The following is a 23,584-nucleotide window of genomic DNA, read 5'->3' on the forward strand; positions in this document are numbered from 1 at the left end:
TGCATTTGGTGGTGGTTAGTCCAGTCGGACTATGGTCTGAAGGCGGTAGGTAAGTGGCATAGTGGAGGCCCGATTTCCACACCCGCGGTCCAACGTTCATGGCTCCCAAAACGCAGACCCAAACGCTGGCTCAGTTTGAGAAGCAGGCGTTTGCCCATTACTTTGTTTTCGACTTGCACTTTCCATTGGTGGCGGTCGTTTTGCTGAGCAGTGTTTGCATGTGGTTGATGCATGGCCGGGTCGCCAATGGCGTCATTGCAGCTTGGGCGGTGTTCAGCGTGATCGCGAATGCGGCGCGCGAGGCGTTCATGTGGCGTTCGCGAACTCGTATGGACGATCCACAGCGTCATGCAGATGTATTGCTGGTGTACACCTTGTCGTCACTGGCGTCTGGCGCGAGTTGGGGTGCGTTTACATGGTTGTACGTGGACATTAACCAACCCGTAGCGCAATTGCTTGCCGGCTCCATCATGGCCGGGTTGATTGCCGTTGCGGTTACGCCCTTGTCGGTGCATCCGCCGGCCTTTCTTGCATTTGTCCTGCCTATTTTGATTCCATACATGTATCTCATGGTGCGCAGTGGCCAGAATGAGCAGCTTGTACTGGCGGGTATGACAGTGATGTTCTTGGGGGTGATTACCCGATATGCGCACGACTCCCACAGGATGCACCGCGAGACCGTGCGCTTGCGATACGAAAATCAGAAGTTGATTGCGGACTTGCAACTGAGCAAGGACCAGGCTGAGAACGCTTCCCAAACCAAATCACTTTTTCTTGCCGGGGTGAGCCACGATTTGAAACAGCCTCTTCAGGCGATTGGATTGTTCTTCGGCGTCCTGAAGCATACCGATCCTCAAAGCAGCGCGGATGCGTTGGGCCATGTTTTGCCGAAGATGGAAAGTGCATTGGGTGAGCTGCATGCACAAGTAAGTCGCCTGTTGGAGTTATCGCGCTTGCAGTCCGGCACGCTCAGGTTGCAAATATCCCACGTCGAATTAGTGGACCTGTTTGAGCACCTGCGGGCCTTGTTCGACGACCAAGCCAAGGCCAAAGGCCTGGTGCTGCGGTTCGCCGCAATGGAAAAGCTGCGGAACAAAGCCGTGTGGAGCGACCGTAGGATGCTCGAATCCATTCTTCTAAACTTGATCAGCAATGCCATCAAAAACACCGATGCAGGTGCGGTGTATGTAGGAGTGCGCTTGCGTCGAGGGTATCGTTCAGGACGTCAGCTTTGTATCGAGGTTCGCGACAGCGGTCGTGGAATTCCTGTCGAGCAGCAGGCTTTGTTGTTCGACGCCTATCGCAGTTTTGATGACAGGCACGCTGACGAAAGCCACGGATTGGGCTTGGCGATTGCCAGAGCGCAAGCAGCGTACATGACTGCAGATATTGCGTTGATGAGCGCCCCGGGTCGTGGATCAGTTTTCACGCTGTGTGGCCTGAGCACTCAACATAGCAAGACCGTAGGCGAGGTTGTTGCGAGTGGATGAGGCTAGAGATCTCCAGGCTGAGTGCTTCCGCCTTGTGTACGTATGGCGTATGCGGCCATTTCGGCGCTGTTGCGGATACCAAGCTTGCTTCGCAGGTTTTCCCTGTGCTTGCGGACAGTGCCCTCACTAATGTTGAGCTTCAACGCGATTTCTCTACTCGTCAGCCCCTCACCGACAAGTTGCAGGATCGTGGTTTCGCTGTTGGTGAGTTTGATTTCAGTGGCTTCAGTCACCGAATCATCCACAAACAGGCTGGCGATGTCGTTGCTGATGTAGCGTCGACCTTGAGCTACCCGGCGGATGGCGAGCAGCAACTCGCTGCTGCTTTCATTTTTCGGAACATAACCCGTTGCACCAAGCGCAAGTGCAGCTCGCACAGAGCCCGCATCCATACGCGCAGTAACCACCAGTGTGCGTGGGGCTGCTTCCATGGCGTGCAGTGCCTTCATTACACCCAAGCCATCAAGGCCTGGAAGTCCCAAGTCAAGCAAAAGTACATCAGGATGCAAATTCTTGCTCTGCTCTACAGCACTATGGCCATTGGTAGCGATGCCAATGCATTTCATGTCCGCTTGGGTAGACAGCAGCATTTGTAGCGCATCAGCCAGCATGGTGTGATCTTCGGCGATCAGTATGCGGATGGGGGACATAAATGTGTCAATCAGGGGCATGCGTCAAGTCGGAGCCAATGGTTTACAACCTGGCATGTGTTGCGCATGCCGTGGCTTCCCTCCATCTGCTCTTTATTTGCCGTTCACGCCCAGCAGTTCAACCTCAAACACCAGCGTCGCATTCGGGGGGATCACGCCACCTGCACCACGGGCACCGTATGCGATTTCCGGTGGGCAGGTCAGCTTGGCTTTGCCGCCTGTCTTCATGCGCTGCACACCTTCGGTCCAGCAGGGGATCACTCCGTTGAGCGGAAAGTCAATCGGCTGGCCGCGCTTGTAGGAGCTGTCAAATTCGCGCCCGTCCGGAAAGGTGCCTTTGTAGTGCACCGTGACTTTGTCGGTGGCTTTGGGGCTGGCACCTGTTCCGTCTTTGAGGCTGCGATACACCAGACCGCTGGAGGTGACGACAGCGCCTTCTTCTTTGGCGGCTGCCGCGCTCACGGCATTTTGTGCGAAGGCGCTCTGGGTCAGCAGGGCCATGGCCAAGAGGGAGGTGCGGAGAATGGTTTTCATAGGTTGAATGTAGTGTGAAACAAGCGATCTGATGGACGGATAACGGTGCCAATTTTTTACGCAAGGACTCGATAAAGCGCAACAATGGCGGCCATGAAGTTGTACCCCATTTTGTCTGCGCTTTCACCGCACCATGTGGTGGAGTCTGCGCCGTATGGTGGGCTTGCCCCCCAGTTAGAGATGATTCACCGCCTGGTGAATAGCCGGGTTGCGGTGGTGGACCGTATTGCTGTGGTGACCCACGATCCTCATACCGGGCTTTTGAAGACCCTTGTCAGCAACAACCGTGACGATGGAGCTCTGCAGCACTATGAAGTCGCTTTGGCGGATGTGCCCACGCTCTCGGAGCTGGCTCTGCAGCGTGGAACCCGGGTCATCCACAACATGGCTGAGACCTTCCAGTCCCCGTCCATCCCCAACTATTGGCTCAAACATCACCACTACCAATCCAGCGTGACAACGCCGGTCTACCAGGGCGATGTGCTGGCGGGTTTCCTCTTTTACGACTCCAGGCAACTCCATGCTTTCACAGATGCGGATGTGGAAGAGCTGCGCGAATTCACAGATCTGATTGCCCACTTGTTTTTGACCCAACGCCGATTGGCGCGCGGCATTGTGAGTGCCATTCAGGTCGCGGTGGACTTGGCCCGATCACGGGACTTTGAAACCGGCCAGCATCTGGAGCGCATTGCGTACTACTCCCGCATCATGGCACGTGCTTTGGCCGTGAGCCATGACTTGAGTGATGCTTACATCGAGTACTTGGAGTTGTTCTCCCCGCTGCACGATATCGGCAAAGTCGGTATCCCGGACCACATCCTGCTCAAGCCCGGCCGCTTGGACGCCGCCGAGTACGAGATCATGAAGCGCCATGTGGCCATGGGCGAGAGCATCATCGGCCGTATCAGCCAGGACCTGGGGCTGCAGGGCAGCATGCAGGAGCAGATCATGCGCAACATCGTATCTACCCATCATGAACGGGGCGACGGCTCAGGCTATCCGCGTGGGCTGACCATGGAGCAGATACCCCTGGAGGGGCGCATTGTGGCGGTGGCCGATGTGTATGACGCGCTCAGCAACCGCCGGGCCTACAAAAACTCGTGGGATGACGAAGCCGTGTGCGCCGAGTTGCGCGCAGAAGCCAATGCCGGCTTGTTGGATAAGGATTGTGTTGAGGCCCTGTTATCTGCCAAAGAAGAGCGGGCGTCGATCAAGCAGCGCTTTGCCGATGTGCGCGAGCCGGGCGAATATGCCTGACGGCCGGAGCACAGCCTTCAGCTTGGCTTAATCTGAAAGGTCCATACTGTTCCCATTTAGGGAGTAGCCATGAAACCATCCGCATCATCCAAATACGACACTGTCAGCCGCGCATTCCACTGGATTACCGCATTGGCGGTGACGGTGGCTTTCGTTCTGGGGCCTGAGCGATTCGGGCGCCTCATGCGCGACGGCGTGGACCCCTCCACGCGGCTGGACATCGTCTGGCACGAGAGCCTGGGTATCTTTGTGTTCTTCGCAACCTTGTTGCGCTTGCTGTGGGTGCTGTTCCGTCCTGCTGTGCCGAAGTTCGACATGGCGACCTGGATGAAGCTGGCATCCCAGGGAACACACATCGTTCTCTGGGCGCTGCTGTTGGCAACGCCGTTCACTGCGCTCATGGCCCTGGGTACTGAATCCCACCCGCTCACACTGCTGGGGGGCATCCGCATCAACGAGTTGCCATGGACGCAGCAGCTGCCCTTTTCTGAAGCTGCCGATTGGGGGGATGTGCACCAGTTTCTGGGCGATGCCATTGTGTGGCTGGCCGGCTTGCATGCGGTAGCAGCCCTCTACCACCACTATGTGGTCAAGGACGGCGTGTTGCGCTCCATGATGCCCGGTAAGGCACGCTGAATACGTGGCTTTACGGTTGCTACATCTGCGCTTCACGGTCACTCGTTAGCATGCTCCCCCAAGGAGTTTTCGAATGTCGTCTTCCATTTCCCGCCGTGCCACGCTGGCTTGTCTGGCCGGTACCGCTGTGCTGATGGGCGCAGCCTGTTCATCAACCAAGAGTGACGCTGTAGCCGCCACAGCGCCCGATGCATTGCGCCTGGACCCCACGCGTTTTGAAAAGCAAACGGTGTCGGTGGGCGGGCAAAGCATCGCAGTGCGGGCCTACCTAGGGGTGCCGTACGTCGCCAAGCCGGTGGATGCCGCCTACCAGGTGATCAATATCTATGTGCCGGAGGCTTACTACCAAAACGCCAAGGTGGGAGACTTCGATGCCCGTACGGCGCCGGTGTTTTTCCCCAACCAGGTCGGCGGCTACATGCCCGCCAAGCCGGGTACTGCGCAAGCGGCAACCCAGGGCCCCAGCGCTGGCAAGCCCAGCACCATCGCGGCGGCTTTGCTCAAGGGCTTTGTAGTCGCATCTCCCGGCGCACGGGGACGCACCTTGAAGGATGCCGATGGTGCCTTCACCGGCAAAGCGCCGGCAGCCATCGTGGACCTGAAAGCCGCGGTGCGCTACTTGCGCTTGAACGCCAGCGTATTGCCCGGCGACATGGAGAAAATCATTTCCAACGGCACGAGCGCCGGTGGCGCTTTGTCTGCCTTGTTAGGTGCCAGCGGCAACTCCCCGGACTACGAGCCCTATCTGCAAGCCATAGGCGCAGCGCCGGGGCGGGACGACATTTTTGCGGTGTCGGCCTACTGCCCGATTACCAACCTTGAGCATGCCGACGCCGCGCACGAGTGGCTGTTTAACGGGGTGAACGATTACCGGGCTATCCAGGTGAGCATGCTGGACTTCAACATGGTTCGCAAAGAGGTGGCCGGTACCCTGACGCCTGAGCAGATCAAGGTGTCCAACGAGCTCAAGCCCTTGTTTCCTGCTTACGTCAACAGTTTGAAACTGAAGTCGCCCCAAGGGCAGACCCTGACGCTGGACGCGGCAGGTAACGGCAGTTTCAAGGACTGGGTATCGGGCTATGTGCTCTCTTCCGCACAGGGCCAACTGGATGCAGGCAAAGATTTAGGGAAATACAGCTGGCTCAACATCCAAGGAGGCAAAGTGCGCAGCCTCGACTTTGAGGCCTTTGTTCGCTATGCAGGCCGCATGAAGTTGCCTCCCGCATTCGATGCACTGGATGCCTCTAGCGGTGAGAACAACCTGTTCGGCACCCCTGCAACAGATAACCGGCACTTCACAGATTTCTCGGTGCAGCGCAACACGGCCAACGGTGCGGTGCGTGCGGAAGACAAGCTGGTGAAGATGATGAATGCCATGCAATACATCGGCAGCAGGGATGCGCGCAATGCCAAACGCTGGCGCATCCGCCATGGCACGATCGACCGCGATACCTCGCTGGCCATTCCGGTGATTCTGGCAATCGCCTTACAGAACCAAGGCTATGCCGTGGACTTTGCCATGCCCTGGGATCAGGGGCATGGTGGCGACTATGACCTGGAGCAACTCTTTGCCTGGATGATCCAGGTTGCCAGATCGAGCTAACGGCAGACGGGCCTCAGCGCTTGGGCTGTTGGTCCGCCCGCAAGCGTCGAGCCTCTGCGGCGAGCATTAGCTTCTGCAGGTGAGGGCGCAGATGCAGGAAGCCCCGGTAGGTTAGCTCCAAGATCGGCGTTACACCGGGCAGCCGGCCGATCCGTCCCAGCCAGCGCCAACCCGGCATGGTGAGCCACAACTCCACAAAAGCGGCGGCTCCACTGAGCATGCGTCCATCCGGCAGTCGCACGTGAAAGCGGGCCATAAGTCGTGCCTGTTCTTCAGGGGAGAGCCCGGCTTGTGGCGCACTCACATCCAGCCATTGCACGTCTTGCAAAGGGTCCAAGGATTGGTACATACCTATCTCACGACGGCACAAGGGGCACGTGCCATCAAACATCACGGTCAATGCATCACACGAAGCAGGGGGTGCATTTTTCTCAACGGGTACAGACATGGGCTCAGCCCCAACAGACAGTCAGAAGATGCTGACACCCGTTTGTAGCGCACGATGGCAAGCCCTGCCGCCAACGCGGGCATCCGTGTACGTCATGGCACACGCCATTCCCACTGGTCTGCGGTAAACACAGCCCGCCGGTGGCCCGTGCGCGCCAGTTCCAGCCAGTCCATGTTTTGAATCTGCAGAGTGACGATCCCAAGAAAGTGCTGCGTGTTGTCGGATGGGGTGTCTGAGGCGTCTTCTTCCCACACATCCCCCGGCGCCTTGGCCGAGAGGTAGTCCCCTGCAGCGGGAGATTGGCTGACGTGCGTCCACACCGCATCCACCTCCGGACCGCTACGTTGCACCGTTGCCGTGGCTTGGATCCGCAACTGCCAGCTAAGCCGTTTGCTCCAGAACACCAGCGCTACAGAGGGCGCCGCCTCCAACTCTGCAACCTTGGGACTGCGCTTGTCGGTGAAAAATTGCAAGGTTGCCTGCCGTGCATCTGCATGCCGGAGCACGACGGTGCGTGCTTGCGGCAAGCCATCTGCGTTCACCGTGGCCAGCACGGGGGTTCGCCATTCGTGGTGCCGGTCTTGCATGGCACGCTGCAGTTCCTGCCAGATGCGTTGGCGGACGTCGGGTGCGGTCAGAAGGGGAGTGTCCACAAGAGGCTTGCCGATCTCGGGGTTGGGAATCGAGCTTTCATGATATCGGTCAAGCCTTTGGGCTGCTTGCCTGAGGGGCAAGTCTGGAAATAAAGTAATTTTCAGTTCTATGGCCGCTTCTCCATGGAACAATATTTGCTGAGTCGTTGACATCAAAAAAACGAGGGCGTGGTAGTTCCCACAGAGGCACACCCGTCAGGCATCAGGGAGTGGTTTTGTATACAACGGGTCACCTGCGGCTGGATGCCGCCACATTGGTATTCGCCACGAGTCTGCTGGCGTTCAGTCTTGCCATTCTCTGTGCCTTGCTTGCACGGGGTGCGGCCTCCAAGCGCTTGGGTTTGCGTCAATGGTCTGCGAGTCTCGCCTTCGCCTCATTCGCCTTTCTGCTGTTCTTCTTTCGCGGTAAGGCCCCCTGGGTTCTGACGTATCTGGTCGCGAATCTGGCCATGTTGGCCGTTGTGCCGTTCACGATGCTGGCTTACGCCAAACTCTTGCAGGTGGAGGCACCCGCAAGCAGCGTGGCACTGAGCAGTGCGGTCGGCCTGTCAGGGGTATTGGCCGTCTATTTCCTAGAAACGGATGCACAGTTTGGCGTTTTTTCCATGTCAATGGCCATTGGCTTTCAGCTGGTGCTGGCTGCATTGATGGTGGCCATGGCCCCCGGGCGGCATGGAACGCAGTGGCGGGTGGTTTTGAACATGATTCACGGACTCAGTGCATTGGCCTTTTTCGTGCGGGCAGGCATGGCACTCAATGGCCAGGCCATGCTGGTGTCCACCGTTGCGAACTCGCCCGCCCAGATCGTGGCCTTGTGCGTGGCTGCTTTGTACTTCACGGTGGCCACCGTGGTGTTTATCGTGATGGTGAGTCAGCGCCAACACCACGAGATGAGTGACCGGCTGCGCCGTGATGGCCTGACCGGCCTTTACACCCGCACCGCATTCTTTGAGATGGCTGTTGCCAAGCCCCACCAGTGGCAAGCGGGGGGCTATGCGCTGGTCTTGATGGACATCGACAACTTCAAGCGTATCAACGACAGCTATGGCCACGCAGGGGGCGATGCCGTGCTGGCGCATGCCGCCCGCATGTTGTCGCAGTTGACCCGCCTCTCCGATATTGCTGTGCGTTACGGCGGCGAAGAATTTTGTGTGCTCTTGCACGCCTGCTCTGCCGAAGAAGCCGGCCGCTTTGCCCAGCGGCTGGTGGACGAGGCCGGCAGGCAGTCGGTGCGCATCAAGGATGGCCGCAATGTCCGCTTCACGTTTTCGGTGGGCTATGCATGTGCACCGGACGGACAAACTCGCGGTGGCATTGAGTCGCTGGAAGCCGTGATCGACTGTGCTGATCAGGCACTGTACGCCGCCAAGACCGCAGGGCGTAATCAAGTGCAGTCGTCCAGCGGAATTCCGGCGTGCAACGATGTGGCGCTTGCCGTCTAGCCGGGTGGTAATGTCAGCATCATGCGTATTGCCCTCATCTCCGATATTCACGGCAACCTTCCCGCATTGGAGGCGGTGGCGGCTGACATTCGCCTGCGAGGCGTGGACCGCATCGTCAATTTGGGCGACAGCCTGTCCGGCCCTTTGTTGCCGCTGGAAACGGCCCGCTACCTGATGGCCAGTGGCTGGTTGAGCCTGGCAGGTAACCACGAGCGCCAGATCCTGACCCACACCGAAGAGCAGCGTGGCGCATCGGATGCATACGCCTACTCGCAGCTTGGTGCGGAAGAGCTGGTTTGGTTACGTTCGCTGCCAGCTACGCAGCTGCTGGATGGCGATGTGTTCCTGTGCCATGGAACGCCCACCAGTGATCTGCATTACTTCTTTGAAAACGCGGTGCATGGCGGAACCGAGCCAGCGACTGCGGATGAAATACAAGCCCGGCTGGGCGACATCACCGCTGCTGTCGTCGCCTGCGGGCACACGCATATTCCCCGTGCTTTGCGCTCGCTTGCCGGGCAGTTGTTGTGCAACCCCGGCAGCGTGGGCTTGGCAGCCTATAACGACTTGGAGCCGATGGAGCACGTCGTAGAAAACGGATCGCCCGACGCCCGCTATGCCATCATTGAACGCGTAGCGGGAGCCTGGAGCGCTGCGCTGCACAGCGTGCCTTACGACTTTGAACCCATGGCGCGTTTGGCGGATCTGCGCGGGCGGCCGGAGTGGGCGTATGCGCTGCGCACGGGCTGCATGGCTGCCTGAGTTCGCCCAGGAAAAAGCCCCGCAGTCTCACGACTGCGGGGCTTTACTCTTCTGCTGTTTGCTACAAATTAAGTAGCTGCTCGCGCATATGCGGTGGGCGCTAGAGGCTTGTTTGTCCCCAATCCGCCTGCATCACACCAGCAGTGCGTTCACCCGCTTCACATAAGCCGCAGGGTCAGCTGGCAAGCCGCCTTCGGCCAGTAAGGCTTGGTCGAAGAGGATGTGGGCCAGGTCGTGGAAATGCACCGAGCCATCCAGCTTTTTCACCAACGGGTGGTCAGCGTTCACTTCCAGCACGGGCTTCACTTCGGGCGCGCTCTGGCCGGCTTGCTTGAGAAGGCGGGCCAGTTGGGTGCTCATGCCGTCGTCTTGCACCACCAGGCAGGCGGGGCTGTCGACCAGGCGGGTGGTCACGCGCACGTCGTCGGCTTTGTCTTTGAGTGCTTCTTTCAGTTTGGCCAGCACGGGCTTGAAGGTTTCGGCGGCTTCTTCAGCGGCCTTCTTCTCGTTCTCGTCCTGCAGCTTGCCGAGGTCCACCGCGCCCTTGGCGACGGACTGCATCGGCGTACCGTCAAAGTCGTGCAGGTAGTTCAGGGCCCACTCGTCCACGCGGTCGGTCATCAAGAGCACTTCAATGCCCTTTTTCTTGAACACTTCGAGCTGCGGGCTGTTCTTGGCAGCGGCCAGCGTTTCGGCGGTGATGTAGTAGATGGCCTCTTGGCCCTCCTTCATGCGCGCCTTGTAGTCGGCCAGGCTAACAGTGGCGGTGTCGCTGGTGGTGCTTGCGAAGCGCAGCAGCTTGGCCAGGCGGTCCTTGTTGCCGAAGTCTTCGCCCAAGCCTTCCTTCAACACCGCGCCGAATTCGGTATAGAACTTGGTGTACTTGCCCAAGTTGGCTTCCTGCTCGGCCTTGTCTTCGGCGCTAAGCACGTCAGTCACGCCATCCGTGCCGGCCTCAGGAGCCTTGTCGTTCTTGGCCAGGGTTTCCAGCATGGAGAGCACGCGCTTGGTGTTGCCGTCGCGGATGGCTTTCACGTCGCGGCTTTCCTGCAGCAGTTCGCGGCTCACGTTCAGGGGCAGGTCGGCGGAGTCCACCACGCCTTTCACAAAACGCAGGTAGCTGGGCAGCAGGGCCTCGGCGTCGTCCATGATGAACACGCGCTTCACATACAGCTTGAGCCCGCCTTTGTGGTCGCGGTTGTACAGGTCGTGCGGGGCCTTGGCCGGGATGTACAGCAGCTGGGTGTATTCGGTGCTGCCTTCCACGCGGTTGTGGGTGTGGGCCAGGGGCGCCTCAAAGTCGTGGCTGATCTGCTTGTAAAAGTCGTCGTACTGCTCTCGGGTGACGTCCTTCTTGGCACGGCTCCAGATGGCGTTGGCTTTGTTGACGGTTTCCCACTCGCCGGTCTTGACCATGCCACCGGGCTGGCGGCCGCCGGCCTCATCCGACGGGTTGATCAACTCGCCGTCTTTCCACTCTTCCTTTTCCATCAGGATGGGCAGGCTGATGTGGTCGGAGTATTTGTTGATGATGCCCTTGACCTTCCAGGCCTGGGAGTAATCAGTAGCGTCTTCGCGCAGGTGCAGGATGACGCTGGTGCCGCGGGCTTCGCGCGAGATGGCTTCCACCTCAAACGCACCGCCACCGCTGGCGCCGCCGTCGCTCACCCAGCGCACGGCTTCATCGGCCTTCAGGCCGGCACGGCGGGATTCCACGGTGATTTTGTCGGCCACGATAAAGCCGGAGTAAAAGCCCACGCCGAACTGGCCGATCAGGTTGCTGTCGGCCTTTTGGTCGCCGGTCAGCTTGCTCACAAAGTCTTTGGTGCCGCTCTTGGCAATCGTGCCCAGGTTGTCGATAGCTTCCTGCATCGACAAGCCAATGCCGTTGTCTGTGATGGTCAGCGTCTTGGCGTCCTTGTCGAAGGTGACTTTCACTTTCAGCTCGGAGTCGTTCTCGTACAAGCCGCTGTTGTTGATGGCTTCAAAGCGCAGCTTGTCGCAGGCGTCAGAGGCATTGGATATCAACTCGCGCAGGAAAATCTCTTTGTTGGAGTACAGGGAGTGCGTCACCAGGTGCAGCAGCTGGGCTACTTCGGCCTGGAAATTCATGGTTTGCTTGGTCATAGTTCAGTCTCTGAGTCTCAAAAAAGCGATGTGCGCCGCAAGTCTTGCTGCCTGCGGCGCGGGCAACCCTCAATTATGGGCGAGGGCGCCGATTTCAAGAGGGGGGGGGGGGCTGGTGGGCACAATGAGCTCTATGAGAATGAATGTAAAACAACGCACTTGGGTTTTGGTCGCAGGCTTTCTGCTTTTGGCTCTAGGCTGTGGGTTTACAGCTGAAATGACGGACTCACTCATCGCGACTACGAAGCTGACTACATGGGCTTGGCGGCTTATTTTTACCCTTGGCGGAATTCTGTTGTTGGGCTTTTGGTGCATTCCTTCTTGGCATAGTCGCCTCAGCGATGTGATGCAAGAAAAGATACCCACACACATTTTTAGGGTGCTACTTGGTTTTCCGTTGATGTCAGTGTTTATTGCTGGTGTCTTGGTCGCTGCGCCCTTGGGTTATTTTTATGGCATGGTTTACCTCTCAGGGGAGTTCCAAACTGGAGTCACTGTTGTTGTATTGGAGGCAGAGCCCCGCAGTAGTTCTGGGAAGGGGTGCAAACAGCACTTCACATTTCGTTATGAGGCAGTTAGCGGCAAGGTATGTGTTCAAGGACGTGTCGTGGGGCCTTTGCCAGTGACTGGTCAGCGAGTTGAGCTCCGAGGTATCCGGTCCGCTTTAGGTTTTTGGGTTCAAGAAGTTCATACGACAGCCGTATCTGCACCCAGTTAACGGTTACGAGATTCGCCCATGGTCAACCACCTTGCCCATCTGCCCAATCTGGGCCCCAAGTCACAGGCGATGCTGATCGCCGCAGGCATCCACACCGTGGCGGACCTGCATCGCCTGGGTTCGGTGGCGGCTTACCTCCAAGTCAAGCGCCAAGGCGGTAACGCCAGCTTGAACCTGCTTTGGGCTCTGGAGGGAGCGATCAGCGGCCTGCATTGGCAGGAAGTCGCCCGCGAGCACCGCACCAGCCTGTTGCTGGCCCTCGAAGACGCAGAGCGCCGTGCTTAAGGGGCCGTTGTGACAGGCTCAGGCCAGCCAATTGACCAACAGCTCTCGCACCACGGGGCTGCTGAGCAATTCCATGTGGTTGAGGCGGTACACCACGGCTTGCCGGTTTTTGGGGAAGTGCAGCGTACGGCCGGCATCGTCGTGCCGGCCCAAAGCGCTGTGCAGGGGTACCAAGCCATCGCCAACCAGGCGCTCGGCCAGCAGGCTGCGCGGTTTGGCTACGGTGGCGGCCACGGTGTAGCAGTCCACTCCCCCGGGCAAGGGCAGGTGGGTGCGCCGGTCGGGCTGGCGGCGGAAGCGGTCTAGGCCTTTCCAGTCAGACTCCAGGACCAAACCGTAGCGCAGGTCGGTGATGCCGGCACTGCGCAGCTGCCCCAGCTTGGCCAACGGGCGTGAATACGGCGTGCTGCCCAGCACCACATCGACCCAATTGCCCGCCCGCTCCAGCGGCGCTCCGTGGTGGGGCGTGCCCAAAAACACCATGGACTTCAGCAGGGCTCGCCACGGAGCTGCGTTTGCTTCCGTGGTGGCGCAGGCACTGCGTGCCACCAGCCCGCCCATGCTGTGCACCAGCACGGTGATGCTCTCCACCGCCACAGGCCACTGGGCCACAAGCTCGCCGAGTTTTTCTGACAACGCTGCACCATTGACCGAGATGTGCAAGCCGGTGTTGTAGCGCACAAAAACAGGGGTGTAGCCATGGGCGTCCGCCAGTGCGGCGGCGTGGCTGGTGGGGGAGCCGTCTGCCGTTGCATGTTCCCACTGCAGATCGTTCATGCACAGGCCGTGCAGCACGATCAGCAGCTTGCCGCTCACAGCCGCCGGGGCCGGCATCTGGCCAGGGTCCAGCACAGCGCCGTTAAAGCGCAAGCTCATCGGCGTGGCCAGCGGGTTGCCGGTGGCGGCCAAGTGGTCGCCCAGTACGCCATTGAGTGCTGCCACTACGGCGGCACGTTGGGGGGATTCGGGGGGCTGCGCGCCGGCGGTTTCCAGCCAAGGGGTGAGGGCGCGCAAGGCAGTATCTGCCGACTTGCCCACCAGGGCGGTGATTCCGCGCACTGCGCTGTACACCCAGCCGGTCAGGCCGGTGGCTTGCGGGTGGCTGCCTGTTAGGGTGCTGCTGGTGTCGCCCCGTGCGCCCAACGTGCCAAGCACCGACTGGTGCACGCCTTCGGCCATGCGCGCTACTCCCAAGGTGGCCTGGGTGGCCAGCTGGGCTGCGCCCCGCAGGTCTGTGGCGATGGCTTTGGCGGAGACCTTGGTGCGGGGCGGTGTGGGCATAGGCGCCTTGTGATTAAAACTTTTCGTGCGGCAGCAGGTAGCGCCACTGGCCCACCGGAAGATTGCCTAGCATGACCTTGCCCACGCGCACCCGCTTCAAGCCCACCACCTTCAAGCCGACCAGCTCGCACATGCGGCGGATCTGGCGTTTCTTGCCTTCGGTCAGCACAAAGCGCAGCTGCTCCGGGTTCTGCCATTCCACTTTGGCGGGCTTCAGGCGCTGGTCGTCCAGGATCAGGCCGTGGCGCAACAGTTGCAGCTTCTCGGGGGGGAACACGCTTTGCACATCGCTGGTGACCGGGTCGTCATCGTCCAGGCGAATCAGCTGTTGTGGTTTGCCGCGTCCAGCGAGCGCCGGGTACGTCGCCGCCGGTGAGTTGGCCGCGCCGGGGTTTTCCACGCCGGTGTAAGCCACGCGCACCAGATACTCCTTTTCCATCACCGAGTCTTCACCAATGAGCTGGCGGGCCACGCGGCCGTCTTGTGTCAGCACTAGCAGGCCGGTGGAGTCAATGTCCAGCCGGCCGGCGGGCACCAGGCTTTTGAGCTGGCTGCCGTGGAAGAAGAAGCGCGCGTTGTCATCGCGCCAGCGGTTCTGGGGCTGGATGAGCTTGATGGCGGGCTCGTGCCCGTCCTCGGCTTGCCCGCTCACGATGCCCAGCGGCTTGTTCAGCAGGATGGTGACCTGGTTGGCCTGCTGGCCCTGGGCCTGCTTGTCGATCTCGATGCGCACATCGGGAAGCACCTGCATGCCCATCTCGGCCACCTTGCCGTTGACCTTGACCCAGCCTTTGGCTATCCACTCGTCAGCTTCCCGGCGCGATGCCATGCCGAGGTCGGCCATGCGTTTGTTCAGCCGCACGGTGCCGCCGGCGCCATGGGCTGCGGTGTTGCTTTGGCCCTGGGGAATGGCGCGGTTGCCCGGCGCGCGGGATGCGACGGGAGGCGGTGCACGGCGTGCGCCGGTGGGGGCTGCTGCCTCCAGGGCGGGCGGTGGCGCGCGGCGCAGGACGGGGCGGGGAGGAGTCTGATCGGTCATGGTGCGGTTGCTATTATTTTGAGAGCTGCTCGCGCACATTCCATGAGCGCTAGAGGCAGATTTTGCTACTAAATGGCCTGGCAGGCCAGCATTAGCGGGGTTTGAGGACCATGTGGTCTTTGTTGAGCGTGATGTCGAACTTGGACAGGAAGGACTGGCCCAGGAGCGCTTCGTCGTCCTCCCCTCCGTGTAAGCCCACACCAATTTTGATGTTGCGTGCGTCCACCGGGCCGATGGAAAGGCTCGCGCCCTCGACCACGCGCCCGGGGCGATCTCCGTTGGCGGTGCGGAAGGTGGTGGGGGTGCCACCGGTCAGCCCGGCTTTGCGCGCAAACGCTTCGCTAACCGTGACCAGCGACGCACCGGTATCCACCAGAAACGTGACTTCCACGCCCTGGATGCGGCCTGTGGTGTAGAAATGTCCGTCCAAGGCGCGCGGGATGATCAGGTCGCCATTAGCCAGCACTTGAGCCTTTTTGGGCTGCAGGTAGACGCTCATGCCGGCATACAGCAGGCCCATCACCACGCACCAAAAAACGATGAGCGGAATCAGCCCGATCTGGCGGGGCGCGGCAGCGTCCCCATCCCGGTCTTGAGGGCCCATCACCAAGCGGTGGCTGCGTTAGCGGTAAAAGGCTTCAACCTTGCCCTTGAGCTTGATCAGCAGGGGCTTGCCTTTGCGGTCCACGGTCTTGCCGGCGGGCACTTTGATCCAGCCTTCGCTGACGCAATATTCCTCCACGTCCATGCGCTCTTTGTCGTTGAAGCGGATGCCGATGTCGTGCTCGAACACCGCAGCCACATGGTGAGGGCTGCGGGGGTCGATAGACAGGTGGTCGGGCAGGGCGGGGCGTTCAGTCGTGTTTGTCATGGCCTGTATTTTCTCATTCCCGGACGGTTTGCTTCGCGCTATGCCCGCACTCTCTCTACAAAAGCTGTTGCAGGCAAGGGCTTTGCAAACAGATAGCCCTGGTATTGCCCAATGCCCTGGGTCTGCACCCACTCCAATTGGGCCGGAGTTTCCACCCCTTCAGCCACGATGTGCAGTTGCATCAGCCGGCACATGGACACAATGAGCTCGGCCACCGGGCGGTTGGCCTCGATGTCCTGCACAAAGGTTTTGTCCACCTTCAGCACTTGAATCGGAAAACGGTTCAGGTAGGCCAGGTTGGAGTAGCCGGTGCCGAAGTCGTCCACGCTGATGGAGAAGCCCATGCGCCGCAAATCGTCCAGCGTTTCATGGGTGTGGGGCGCCACTCCGAGCAGCATGGACTCGGTGAGCTCCAGCTCCAGCCGCGCGGGCTGTGCCGCAGTGGCGGTGACGATGCGGGCCAAGCGGTTCAGCAGCTCCGGGTCACGGAACTGGCGGGGCGAAAGGTTGACAGAAATCTTCAGGTCCAAGCCTTCGCGGGCCCATTGCACTTGCTGCCGCGCAGCCTGCTCAAACACCCAGTCGCCCAAGGCGTTGATCATGCCCGTGCTCTCGCAGGTCGGAATAAAGGCGTCCGGCCCTACCAGCCCGCGCTGCGGGTGGTTCCAGCGGATCAGCGCTTCCGCCCCACGCACCTGGCCGGTGGCCACGTCCACGCGTGGCTGGTAGTACAGCTCAAACTCCTGTCGCGTCAGGGCGTGGCGCAGTTCGGTTTCCAGCTCCAGCCGCTGTTGCACGCGCTGCGCCATGGGCGACTCGAAGATGTTGAGGGCGTTGCGGCCGCTCTCTTTGGCGCTGTACATGGCGAGGTCGGCATTGCGCAGCAGGGTATCCAGCTCCTTGCCGTGCTCGGGATAAAAGCTCACACCCACACTGGGCGTGACGATGACTTCCGCACCATGGATATGAATGGGTTGCGCGACCGTGCTGCTCAGGCGCCTGCGTACCAGGTCGACTTCTTCGCGGATGTTGTGGGACACCATCAGGATGAGGAATTCATCTCCACCCAGCCGGGCCACCATGTCGCTGCTGCGGGTGATGGCCCGAAGGCGCTCGGCAACCTGCACCAGCAGGGCGTCACCCGCCGCGTGGCCCAGGGTGTCGTTGATGTCCTTGAAGTGATCGAGGTCGATGTAGATCAGTGCAGCCTCGGTAGCGCCTTCTCCCATGTCACGCAAGGTGTCGGCAAAGCGCTGCATCACATGGCTGCGATTGGGCAGGCCGGTCAGGGAGTCGTGCCGGGCGAGGTACTGCGAGTGGTCTTGCGCATGCTTGATGGCGGTGACATCGACTTCGCTCATGAGCACTGCGTCGCGCCCGGGTACCGCATCGCGGCACAGGCGCACCGACACCTCGTGCCAGCGCAGGTTGCGGGTGGTGTGGGCGGGAAGTGTCAGTGTGGCTTCACCATGCAGTTCCAGCATGGCCAGCATGCGCTCCAGCGCTTCGATGTCCTGAAAGCGCTCAGCCATGCGCATGTTGAGGTTGGGCACCGATTCGCGCGCAGCCGGATTGCGGTAGAGCACCACGCCTTCCCGGTCATAAAGCGTGATCATCACATCGGTGTGCAGCAGGGCCTCTACCGAGCGCAGTGCCTCGGGACGGTCCGGTTCAATGATGCGGCTTTCGCACAGCATGGCCATGCGCCCGTCTGTCAGGCGGATGCCGCTGAGCTGCATGTTCATGGAAACCGGTACGCCGGCGGGGTAGATGGTCCACTGCTCGCTGAAGCTGGCGTCGTGTTGCCCAAAGTCGCTTTGGTATTGCCGCAGCCGTTTGGCTACCGAGGCGGACATGTCCGCCCCCATATCGCGGCTGCACAGCTCTGGCAGTCCCTGCGCGCGCCAGAGGGTGAGTGCCGCATCGTTGGCCCAGTGCACCCGGCTCTTGTCGATGTCGAACACCCAGATCGGCAGGCTGATGCGCTCCAGCAAGCGGAAGTGCTGCCTGCGTGCCTCCAGCTCTTCGCTTGTCAGCATAGTGGTTCCCTGTTGTTGGCTCGTATCTTAGAGGAGGGGCATCAGGGCAGCTGGCGGGTGAATACTTTGGAGCGCAGGGCTTGTAAATCCAAGACACGCAGTCCGCCGTATTCCACCTTGATGAAGCCTTGCGCCTCCAGGGCGTTCAGTGCTTCATTGACCCGTTGGCGCGAGAGGCCGGCCAGGTACGCCAGCTCCTGCTGGGTGATGCGCAGCACCTCTCCGACGCCAGGGTACAGCACGGGGTTGAACAGCGAGGCCAGACTGCGGGCGACCCGGATGTCGGGGTTGGTCATGCGGTCGATTTCGCGTGCAGCGATGAACTGACCCAGGCGCTCATTGAGCTGGTTCATCACAAAGCGGTTGAAAGCAATCGAGTGGTCCAGCAGCCAATGAAAGGTATCCACATGCAAACCGGCGACCAGGCTCTTGCGCAGGGCTTGAATGTTGTAACGGTAGGTCTCGCGCTTGAGTGCAGTGCCTTCACCGAACCAACCACCGGGCGGAACACCGGTGAAGGTCATGGTCTGGCCTTCTGCGTTGTCAGTGCTCATCTTCAGCAGGCCGTCAATCACGCCGAACCAGTAGGTCACCGGGCGCCCCATGCGGCACATGTATTCGCCCGGTGCGGCCTCTGCAATGCGCAGGTCATCGACGGCGCGTTCCCGGTCGGTGGGGGCCAGCAAGTGCAGCCACGGAATGGCGTCCAACTCAGCGTCAGTCAGTGGGCGACGACGCTGGTGCAGCGTGGCGTCTGAGGCGTGTGCAGTGCGTGTGTGGGGCATGGTGAAAGCTTCATGTAACCCGCGTGTAAGTTGCCGTTCAGCGAAGGGAAAACACCTACCGAGATTCGTCTGAATTGTCGTCCAAACGACAACCTGACGTCAAACGCCGTCCTACCATTCGCCCCATACCAAAGTCCGCGACCAGCATGCAGCGGGCATAACGAGGTGACACGCAATGGGTACGCACACGACATTTCCGCAGCTTCTGCTGCAGCACGCGAGTCAGCGCCCGCAGGCCGCTGCCATGCGCGAAAAGGAATACGGCATCTGGCAATCACTGAGCTGGGGCGACCTGGCCGTGATGGTGGAGCATCTCGCCGCCGGGCTGCATCAAGCTGGTTTGCAGCGCGGTGACCACATGGTGGTAGTGGGCGCCAACCGCCCCCGCCTGTACGCCACCATGCTGGCCGTCCAAAGCCTGGGCGCTGTGCCTATTCCGCTCTACCAGGATGCTGCAGCCCCTGAGTGCGTGTTCCCTATCAATAACGCTGAAGTGCGCTTTGCATTCGCTGAAGACCAGGAGCAGGTCGACAAGCTGCTGGAGGTGCGCGAGCAGTGCCCGCAGCTTCAGCACATCTACTTTGACGACCCCCGCGGCCTGCGGAATTACGACCAGCCGGGGTTGGCTGGCATGGACGAGTTGCAAGCCGCCGGCAAGGCATTCGCAGCGATTCACCCGGCGTTCTTCCGCGATGAAGTGGCCAAAATCACGCATACCGACGTGGCTGCCATGTTCTTCACCTCGGGTACTACAGGCAACCCCAAGGGCGTGGTGCATACCCATGACTCCTTGCTCAACCGGGCACGTGCAGGCGCGGAGTTCGACAAGCTCACGAGTGCCGAGGAAGTGCTGGCGTACATGCCCCCCGCATGGATCGGCCAGAACATCTTCAGCTACGCCCAGTGGTTGTCCTGTGGCTACGTGGTGAATTGCCCTGAGAGCAGCGCGACGGCCACTATCGATCTGAAAGAAATCGGCCCGACCTATTACTTTGCACCGCCTAGGGTGTTTGAGGGCATGCTCACCAGCGTGATGATCCGCATGGAAGATGCGGGCAGCATCAAGCGCAACATGTTCCATTACTTCATGAACGTGGCCAAGCGTGTGGGCCCCGCGTTGATGGATGGGCTGGAGGTGTCGGGTGCAGACCGGGCCTTGTATGCCCTGGGCAATGTGTTTGTGTATGGCCCCTTGCGAAACACCCTGGGCCTCAGCCGCGTGCGCGTGGCCTACACCGCCGGTGAAGCCATCGGCCCGGACCTGTTTACCTTCTACCGCTCCATCGGCATCAACCTCAAGCAGCTCTACGGATCTACCGAGACCGCGGTGTTTGTGTGCCTGCAGCCGGACAACCAGGCCCGCGCCGACACAGTGGGCATTCCTTGCGAAGGTGTGGAAATCAAGGTGGCTGAGAACGGCGAGATTCTGGTCAAGTCGCCCGGCCTGCTCAAGGAGTACTACAAGAATCCAGCGGCGACTGCCGAGGTGTTGACGGCCGACGGCTGGTACCACACCAGTGACGCAGGCTTCATCGATTCTCATGGCCACCTGAAGATCATCGACCGCGTCAAAGACGTGGGCCGCCTCAAAGGTGGTGCGTTCAACGATGCGATGTTTGCTCCCAAGTACGTGGAGAACAAGCTCAAGTTCTTCCAGCACATCAAGGAAGTGGTGGCTTATGGCGATGGCCGAGAGAAGGTATGTGTGCTCATCAACATCGACTTTGATGCCGTAGGCAACTGGGCTGAGCGCCGCAATCTGCCGTATGCCGGCTACACCGATCTGGCCCAGAAGCCACAGGTGTACGACCTGATCAAAGAGTGCGTGGAGAAGGTCAATGCCGACCTGAGCGAGGATGCGCTGCTTGCTGGCAGCCAGATCAGCCGCTTCCTGGTGCTGCACAAAGAGCTGGATGCAGACGATGGTGAATTGACCCGCACCAACAAGGTCCGTCGCGGCTTTATTGCCGAGAAGTACCAAGTGTTGGTGGATGCACTGTACGAGGGCAAGACCAGTCAGTTCATCGAGACCGTGGTGAAGTTTGAAGACGGCCGCACCGGCAGCGTCAGCGCCACGCTGCGCATCGAAGACACCAAAACCTTTGCCCCCGTAAAGGCTGCAGCATGAGCGATAAAAAGATCGGCGACGTCATTCTGGACGTCAAAAACATATCCTTGCGTTTCGGTGGCGTGAAGGCGCTGACCGACATCAGCTTCGATGTGCGGGAACATGAGATCCGCGCCATCATCGGCCCCAACGGCGCCGGCAAAAGCTCGATGCTGAACTGCATCAACGGGGTCTACTCCCCTCAGGAAGGTGCTATCACTTTCCGCGGGCAGCAGTTCAAGCACATGGACAGCCACCAAGTGGCCACCATGGGCATAGGCCGCACCTTTCAGAACCTGGCCTTGTTCAAGGGCATGAGCGTGCTGGACAACATCATGTCCGGGCGCAACCTCAAGATCAAAAGCAACATCCTGATGCAGGCCCTGCGCATCGGCCCGGCCGAGAGGGAAGAGATTCAGCACCGCGAGGCGGTGGAGCGCATCATCGATTTCCTGGAAATCCAGGCCTACCGCAAGACGCCTGTGGGTCAGCTGCCTTACGGCCTGCAAAAGCGGGTCGACTTGGGTCGCGCGCTGGCGATGGAACCCCAAGTGCTGTTGCTCGATGAGCCCATGGCCGGCATGAACGTCGAAGAGAAGCAGGACATGTGCCGCTTCGTGCTCGACGTAAACGATGAGTTCGGCACGACGGTAGTGTTGATCGAGCACGACATGGGCGTGGTGATGGACATCAGCGACCGCGTGGTGGTGCTGGACTACGGCAAAAAAATCGGCGATGGCACTCCGGACGAAGTGCGCAACAACGCAGACGTGATCAGCGCCTACCTCGGCACCAGCCACTGAAAGAAAACACCATGGCTTTTTTCCTTGAAACCTTACTCGGCGGCCTGATGGCCGGCATGTTGTATTCGCTGGTCGCGTTGGGCTTTGTGCTGATTTTCAAAGCCTCAGGCGTCTTTAACTTTGCCCAAGGCGCGATGGTGCTGTTTGCCGCTTTGGCGATGGCGCGCTTCGCGGAATGGATTCCGGTGTATCTGGGCATCACTTCCCCGGTGGCGGCCAACGTACTGGCCTTTGTGGGTGCGGGTGTTGTGATGTTTGTGGTGGCTTGGATCATTGAGCGCTTGGTCTTGCGCCATCTGGTGAACCAGGAAGGCACCACCTTGCTGATGGCCACCCTGGGCATCACTTACTTCATGGAAGGGCTGGGCCAAAGCATCTTCGGCAGCAGCATCTACAAGATCGATATCGGCATGCCCAAGGACCCGGTGATGATTTTGGAGAGCACCTTTGAAGGCGGCATCCTGATCAACAAGGAAGACTTTTACGCCGCCATCATCGCTGCTGCACTGGTGGCCCTGCTGAGCGTGTTTTTCCAGAAAACAGCAACGGGCCGCGCCCTGCGCGCCGTGGCGGATGACCACCAGGCTGCGCAGTCCATCGGTATTCCACTCAACCGTATCTGGGTCATCGTCTGGTGCGTGGCCGGTGTGGTGGCCCTGGTGGCCGGAATGATCTGGGGCAGCAAGCTGGGTGTGCAGTTTTCATTGACCACCGTGGCCTTGCGTGCGCTGCCGGTGGTGATTCTGGGGGGGCTGACGTCGGTACCCGGTGCGATCGTGGGCGGTCTGATCATCGGCGTGGGCGAAAAGCTGTCCGAGGTGTACCTCGGGCCTTATGTGGGTGGCGGTATCGAGATCTGGTTCGCCTATGTTTTGGCGCTTGGTTTCCTGCTGATCCGGCCCCAGGGCTTGTTCGGCGAGAAGATCATCGACCGCGTTTGAACCCGTTACAACGATAAGAGACAACCATGTTCTACAGAGAAAACGGCCAATTCAAAACCACCTACCGTGCGGACCAGCAGATATTTCCCATTCTGCAAGACCGCATGGCCATCGCAGCCCTCTTGCTGGTGGGCTTTGCGCTGGTGCCCATGTTGGCCAGCGACTACCTGTTCCGGGCGATCCTGATTCCCTTCTTGATTTTCTCGCTGGCCGCTGTCGGCGTGAATATTCTGGTGGGCTTCTGCGGCCAGATTTCGCTGGGCTCCGGCGCTTTTATGGCGGTAGGCGCCTACGCGGCATACAACTTCTTTGTGCGCATTGAGGGCATGCCTTTGTTGGTCGCACTGCTGCTGGGTGGTGTGAGCTCCATGCTGTTCGGCATGGTCTTCGGGCTGCCCAGTTTGCGCGTCAAGGGCTTGTATCTTGCGGTAGCCACACTGGCGGCTCAGTTTTTTGCAGACTGGATGTTCTTGCGCATTCAGTGGTTCACCAACAACTCGCCTTCGGGCTCGGTGTCGGTGTCCAATTTGCAGGTATTCGGTCTCTCGCTCGAATCTCCTCTGGCCAAGTACATCTTCTGTCTGTCGCTGCTTGTGGTGATTGCCTTGCTGGCCAAGAACCTGGTGCGTGGCGCCGTGGGACGTGAATGGATGGCGATTCGCGACATGGACGTGGCTGCTGCGGTGATCGGCATTCGCCCCATGTACGCCAAGCTGAGTGCGTTCGCGGTGAGCTCTTTCATCGTGGGTGTCGCCGGTGCCTTGTGGGGCTTCATTTACCTCGGTGCCTGGGAGCCTGCGGCCTTCTCGGTGGACCAGTCGTTCCGACTGCTGTTCATGGTGATCATAGGTGGCATGGGCTCCATCATGGGCAGCTTCTTCGGTGCGGCTTTCATCGTGGTTTTGCCCATCTTCTTGAGTCAGTTCCTGCCTGCCTTGGCTGGTCTGTTCGGATTTGAGATCTCCACAGCCGCTGTCTCGCATGCCGAGCTGATGGTGTTCGGCGGTCTGATTGTCTGGTTCCTGATCGTCGAGCCCCACGGCCTGGCCAAGCTGTGGTCCATCGGCAAACAGAAATTGCGTTTGTGGCCTTTCCCTCACTGAGGGAGGGTCA

Annotated in this window: 23 protein-coding genes; 12 read left to right on the forward strand and 11 right to left on the reverse strand. The window is 60.0% G+C overall.

All coding sequences use genetic code 11. From position 1 onward, the window contains the following. Positions 1 to 98 precede the first annotated feature (98 nt). Positions 99 to 1,490 carry a sensor histidine kinase gene (locus ACOAP0_RS12210; RefSeq protein ID WP_498376610.1) on the forward strand — a complete coding sequence of 464 codons (1,392 nt, stop codon included), beginning with the start codon at positions 99 to 101 and terminating at the stop codon, positions 1,488 to 1,490. Between the two features lie 2 nt (positions 1,491 to 1,492). Here ACOAP0_RS12210 and ACOAP0_RS12215 read toward each other — a convergent pair whose 3' ends face one another. Together ACOAP0_RS12215 and ACOAP0_RS12220 are read right to left on the reverse strand one after the other, a co-directional pair. Continuing rightward, positions 1,493 to 2,140 (reverse strand): response regulator, encoded by a 648-nt coding sequence (locus ACOAP0_RS12215; protein ID WP_313879086.1) that lies wholly within the window; start codon positions 2,138 to 2,140, stop codon positions 1,493 to 1,495. A 93-nt stretch (positions 2,141 to 2,233) separates the two neighbouring features. Continuing rightward, a complete protein-coding gene (locus tag ACOAP0_RS12220; protein WP_498376611.1) occupies positions 2,234 to 2,674 on the reverse strand; it encodes an FKBP-type peptidyl-prolyl cis-trans isomerase in 441 nt (146 codons plus the stop codon). A gap of 93 nt (positions 2,675 to 2,767) precedes the next feature. On the opposite strand from ACOAP0_RS12220, the gene ACOAP0_RS12225 reads away from it, so the two are divergent. From ACOAP0_RS12225 to ACOAP0_RS12235, 3 genes are all read left to right on the forward strand, one after another. Then, positions 2,768 to 3,931 (forward strand): HD domain-containing phosphohydrolase, encoded by a 1,164-nt coding sequence (locus tag ACOAP0_RS12225; RefSeq protein ID WP_498376612.1) that lies wholly within the window; start codon positions 2,768 to 2,770, stop codon positions 3,929 to 3,931. Between the two features lie 69 nt (positions 3,932 to 4,000). Further along, the gene (locus ACOAP0_RS12230; RefSeq protein ID WP_498391419.1) at positions 4,001 to 4,567 is read left to right on the forward strand and encodes a cytochrome b; all 567 of its coding nucleotides are present in this window, start codon (positions 4,001 to 4,003) and stop codon (positions 4,565 to 4,567) included. A 73-nt stretch (positions 4,568 to 4,640) separates the two neighbouring features. Further along, positions 4,641 to 6,170 carry a subtype B tannase gene (locus tag ACOAP0_RS12235; RefSeq protein ID WP_498391421.1) on the forward strand — a complete coding sequence of 510 codons (1,530 nt, stop codon included), beginning with the start codon at positions 4,641 to 4,643 and terminating at the stop codon, positions 6,168 to 6,170. Positions 6,171 to 6,183: 13 nt separating this feature from the next. Here the strand turns inward: ACOAP0_RS12235 and ACOAP0_RS12240 are convergent, their stop codons facing one another. Together ACOAP0_RS12240 and ACOAP0_RS12245 are read right to left on the reverse strand one after the other, a co-directional pair. Next, positions 6,184 to 6,618, reverse strand: coding sequence for a thiol-disulfide oxidoreductase DCC family protein (locus tag ACOAP0_RS12240; protein ID WP_498376617.1), 435 nt, complete (start codon positions 6,616 to 6,618; stop codon positions 6,184 to 6,186). A gap of 92 nt (positions 6,619 to 6,710) precedes the next feature. Then, positions 6,711 to 7,271: a pyridoxamine 5'-phosphate oxidase family protein gene (locus ACOAP0_RS12245; protein WP_498391422.1), complete on the reverse strand. Its 561-nt coding sequence runs from the start codon at positions 7,269 to 7,271 to the stop codon at positions 6,711 to 6,713. A gap of 215 nt (positions 7,272 to 7,486) precedes the next feature. Between ACOAP0_RS12245 and ACOAP0_RS12250 the strand changes: the two genes are divergently transcribed. Continuing rightward, positions 7,487 to 8,713: a GGDEF domain-containing protein gene (locus ACOAP0_RS12250; protein WP_498376619.1), complete on the forward strand. Its 1,227-nt coding sequence runs from the start codon at positions 7,487 to 7,489 to the stop codon at positions 8,711 to 8,713. A 21-nt stretch (positions 8,714 to 8,734) separates the two neighbouring features. After that, on the forward strand, positions 8,735 to 9,475 hold the full coding sequence (locus ACOAP0_RS12255) for a metallophosphoesterase family protein (protein WP_498376620.1): 741 nt from the start codon (positions 8,735 to 8,737) through the stop codon (positions 9,473 to 9,475). 132 nt (positions 9,476 to 9,607) lie between these two features. Here ACOAP0_RS12255 and htpG read toward each other — a convergent pair whose 3' ends face one another. Continuing rightward, positions 9,608 to 11,602 (reverse strand): molecular chaperone HtpG, encoded by a 1,995-nt coding sequence (htpG, locus tag ACOAP0_RS12260; protein ID WP_498376621.1) that lies wholly within the window; start codon positions 11,600 to 11,602, stop codon positions 9,608 to 9,610. Between the two features lie 139 nt (positions 11,603 to 11,741). On the opposite strand from htpG, the gene ACOAP0_RS12265 reads away from it, so the two are divergent. Further along, positions 11,742 to 12,320 (forward strand): hypothetical protein, encoded by a 579-nt coding sequence (locus ACOAP0_RS12265; protein ID WP_498391424.1) that lies wholly within the window; start codon positions 11,742 to 11,744, stop codon positions 12,318 to 12,320. Positions 12,321 to 12,338: 18 nt separating this feature from the next. After that, positions 12,339 to 12,605: a TfoX/Sxy family protein gene (locus ACOAP0_RS12270; protein ID WP_498376623.1), complete on the forward strand. Its 267-nt coding sequence runs from the start codon at positions 12,339 to 12,341 to the stop codon at positions 12,603 to 12,605. Positions 12,606 to 12,623: 18 nt separating this feature from the next. On the opposite strand, the gene ACOAP0_RS12275 is transcribed toward ACOAP0_RS12270, so the two are convergent. The 6 genes from ACOAP0_RS12275 to ACOAP0_RS12300 form a co-directional block, all read right to left on the reverse strand. Then, on the reverse strand, positions 12,624 to 13,886 hold the full coding sequence (locus tag ACOAP0_RS12275; protein ID WP_498376624.1) for a lipase family alpha/beta hydrolase: 1,263 nt from the start codon (positions 13,884 to 13,886) through the stop codon (positions 12,624 to 12,626). A 13-nt stretch (positions 13,887 to 13,899) separates the two neighbouring features. After that, on the reverse strand, positions 13,900 to 14,730 hold the full coding sequence (locus ACOAP0_RS12280) for a pseudouridine synthase (RefSeq protein WP_498377776.1): 831 nt from the start codon (positions 14,728 to 14,730) through the stop codon (positions 13,900 to 13,902). Positions 14,731 to 15,016: 286 nt separating this feature from the next. Beyond that, complete coding sequence (locus tag ACOAP0_RS12285; protein WP_498376625.1) at positions 15,017 to 15,529, reverse strand: retropepsin-like aspartic protease family protein; 513 nt, start codon at positions 15,527 to 15,529, stop codon at positions 15,017 to 15,019. An 18-nt stretch (positions 15,530 to 15,547) separates the two neighbouring features. Continuing rightward, positions 15,548 to 15,796: a DUF3297 family protein gene (locus ACOAP0_RS12290; protein ID WP_087496189.1), complete on the reverse strand. Its 249-nt coding sequence runs from the start codon at positions 15,794 to 15,796 to the stop codon at positions 15,548 to 15,550. Between the two features lie 38 nt (positions 15,797 to 15,834). Beyond that, positions 15,835 to 17,835, reverse strand: a complete 2,001-nt coding sequence (locus tag ACOAP0_RS12295; RefSeq protein WP_498376626.1) for a putative bifunctional diguanylate cyclase/phosphodiesterase — start codon at positions 17,833 to 17,835, stop codon at positions 15,835 to 15,837. Positions 17,836 to 17,876: 41 nt separating this feature from the next. Further along, the gene (locus tag ACOAP0_RS12300; protein WP_313868537.1) at positions 17,877 to 18,620 is read right to left on the reverse strand and encodes a Crp/Fnr family transcriptional regulator; all 744 of its coding nucleotides are present in this window, start codon (positions 18,618 to 18,620) and stop codon (positions 17,877 to 17,879) included. 175 nt (positions 18,621 to 18,795) lie between these two features. Between ACOAP0_RS12300 and ACOAP0_RS12305 the strand changes: the two genes are divergently transcribed. From ACOAP0_RS12305 to ACOAP0_RS12320, 4 genes are read left to right on the forward strand one after another with little or no spacing between them, the layout of a single operon-like run. After that, positions 18,796 to 20,748, forward strand: coding sequence for an AMP-dependent synthetase/ligase (locus tag ACOAP0_RS12305; protein WP_087496192.1), 1,953 nt, complete (start codon positions 18,796 to 18,798; stop codon positions 20,746 to 20,748). Then, a complete protein-coding gene (locus ACOAP0_RS12310; RefSeq protein ID WP_087496193.1) occupies positions 20,745 to 21,530 on the forward strand; it encodes an ABC transporter ATP-binding protein in 786 nt (261 codons plus the stop codon). The genes ACOAP0_RS12305 and ACOAP0_RS12310 overlap by 4 nt, the downstream gene beginning before the upstream one ends. An 11-nt stretch (positions 21,531 to 21,541) precedes the next feature. Further along, complete coding sequence (locus ACOAP0_RS12315; RefSeq protein ID WP_300475648.1) at positions 21,542 to 22,471, forward strand: branched-chain amino acid ABC transporter permease; 930 nt, start codon at positions 21,542 to 21,544, stop codon at positions 22,469 to 22,471. 26 nt (positions 22,472 to 22,497) lie between these two features. Continuing rightward, positions 22,498 to 23,574 (forward strand): branched-chain amino acid ABC transporter permease, encoded by a 1,077-nt coding sequence (locus ACOAP0_RS12320; RefSeq protein WP_087496195.1) that lies wholly within the window; start codon positions 22,498 to 22,500, stop codon positions 23,572 to 23,574. Positions 23,575 to 23,584 lie beyond the last annotated feature (10 nt).

The organism is Curvibacter sp. Hmag1.1, from assembly GCF_059769165.1.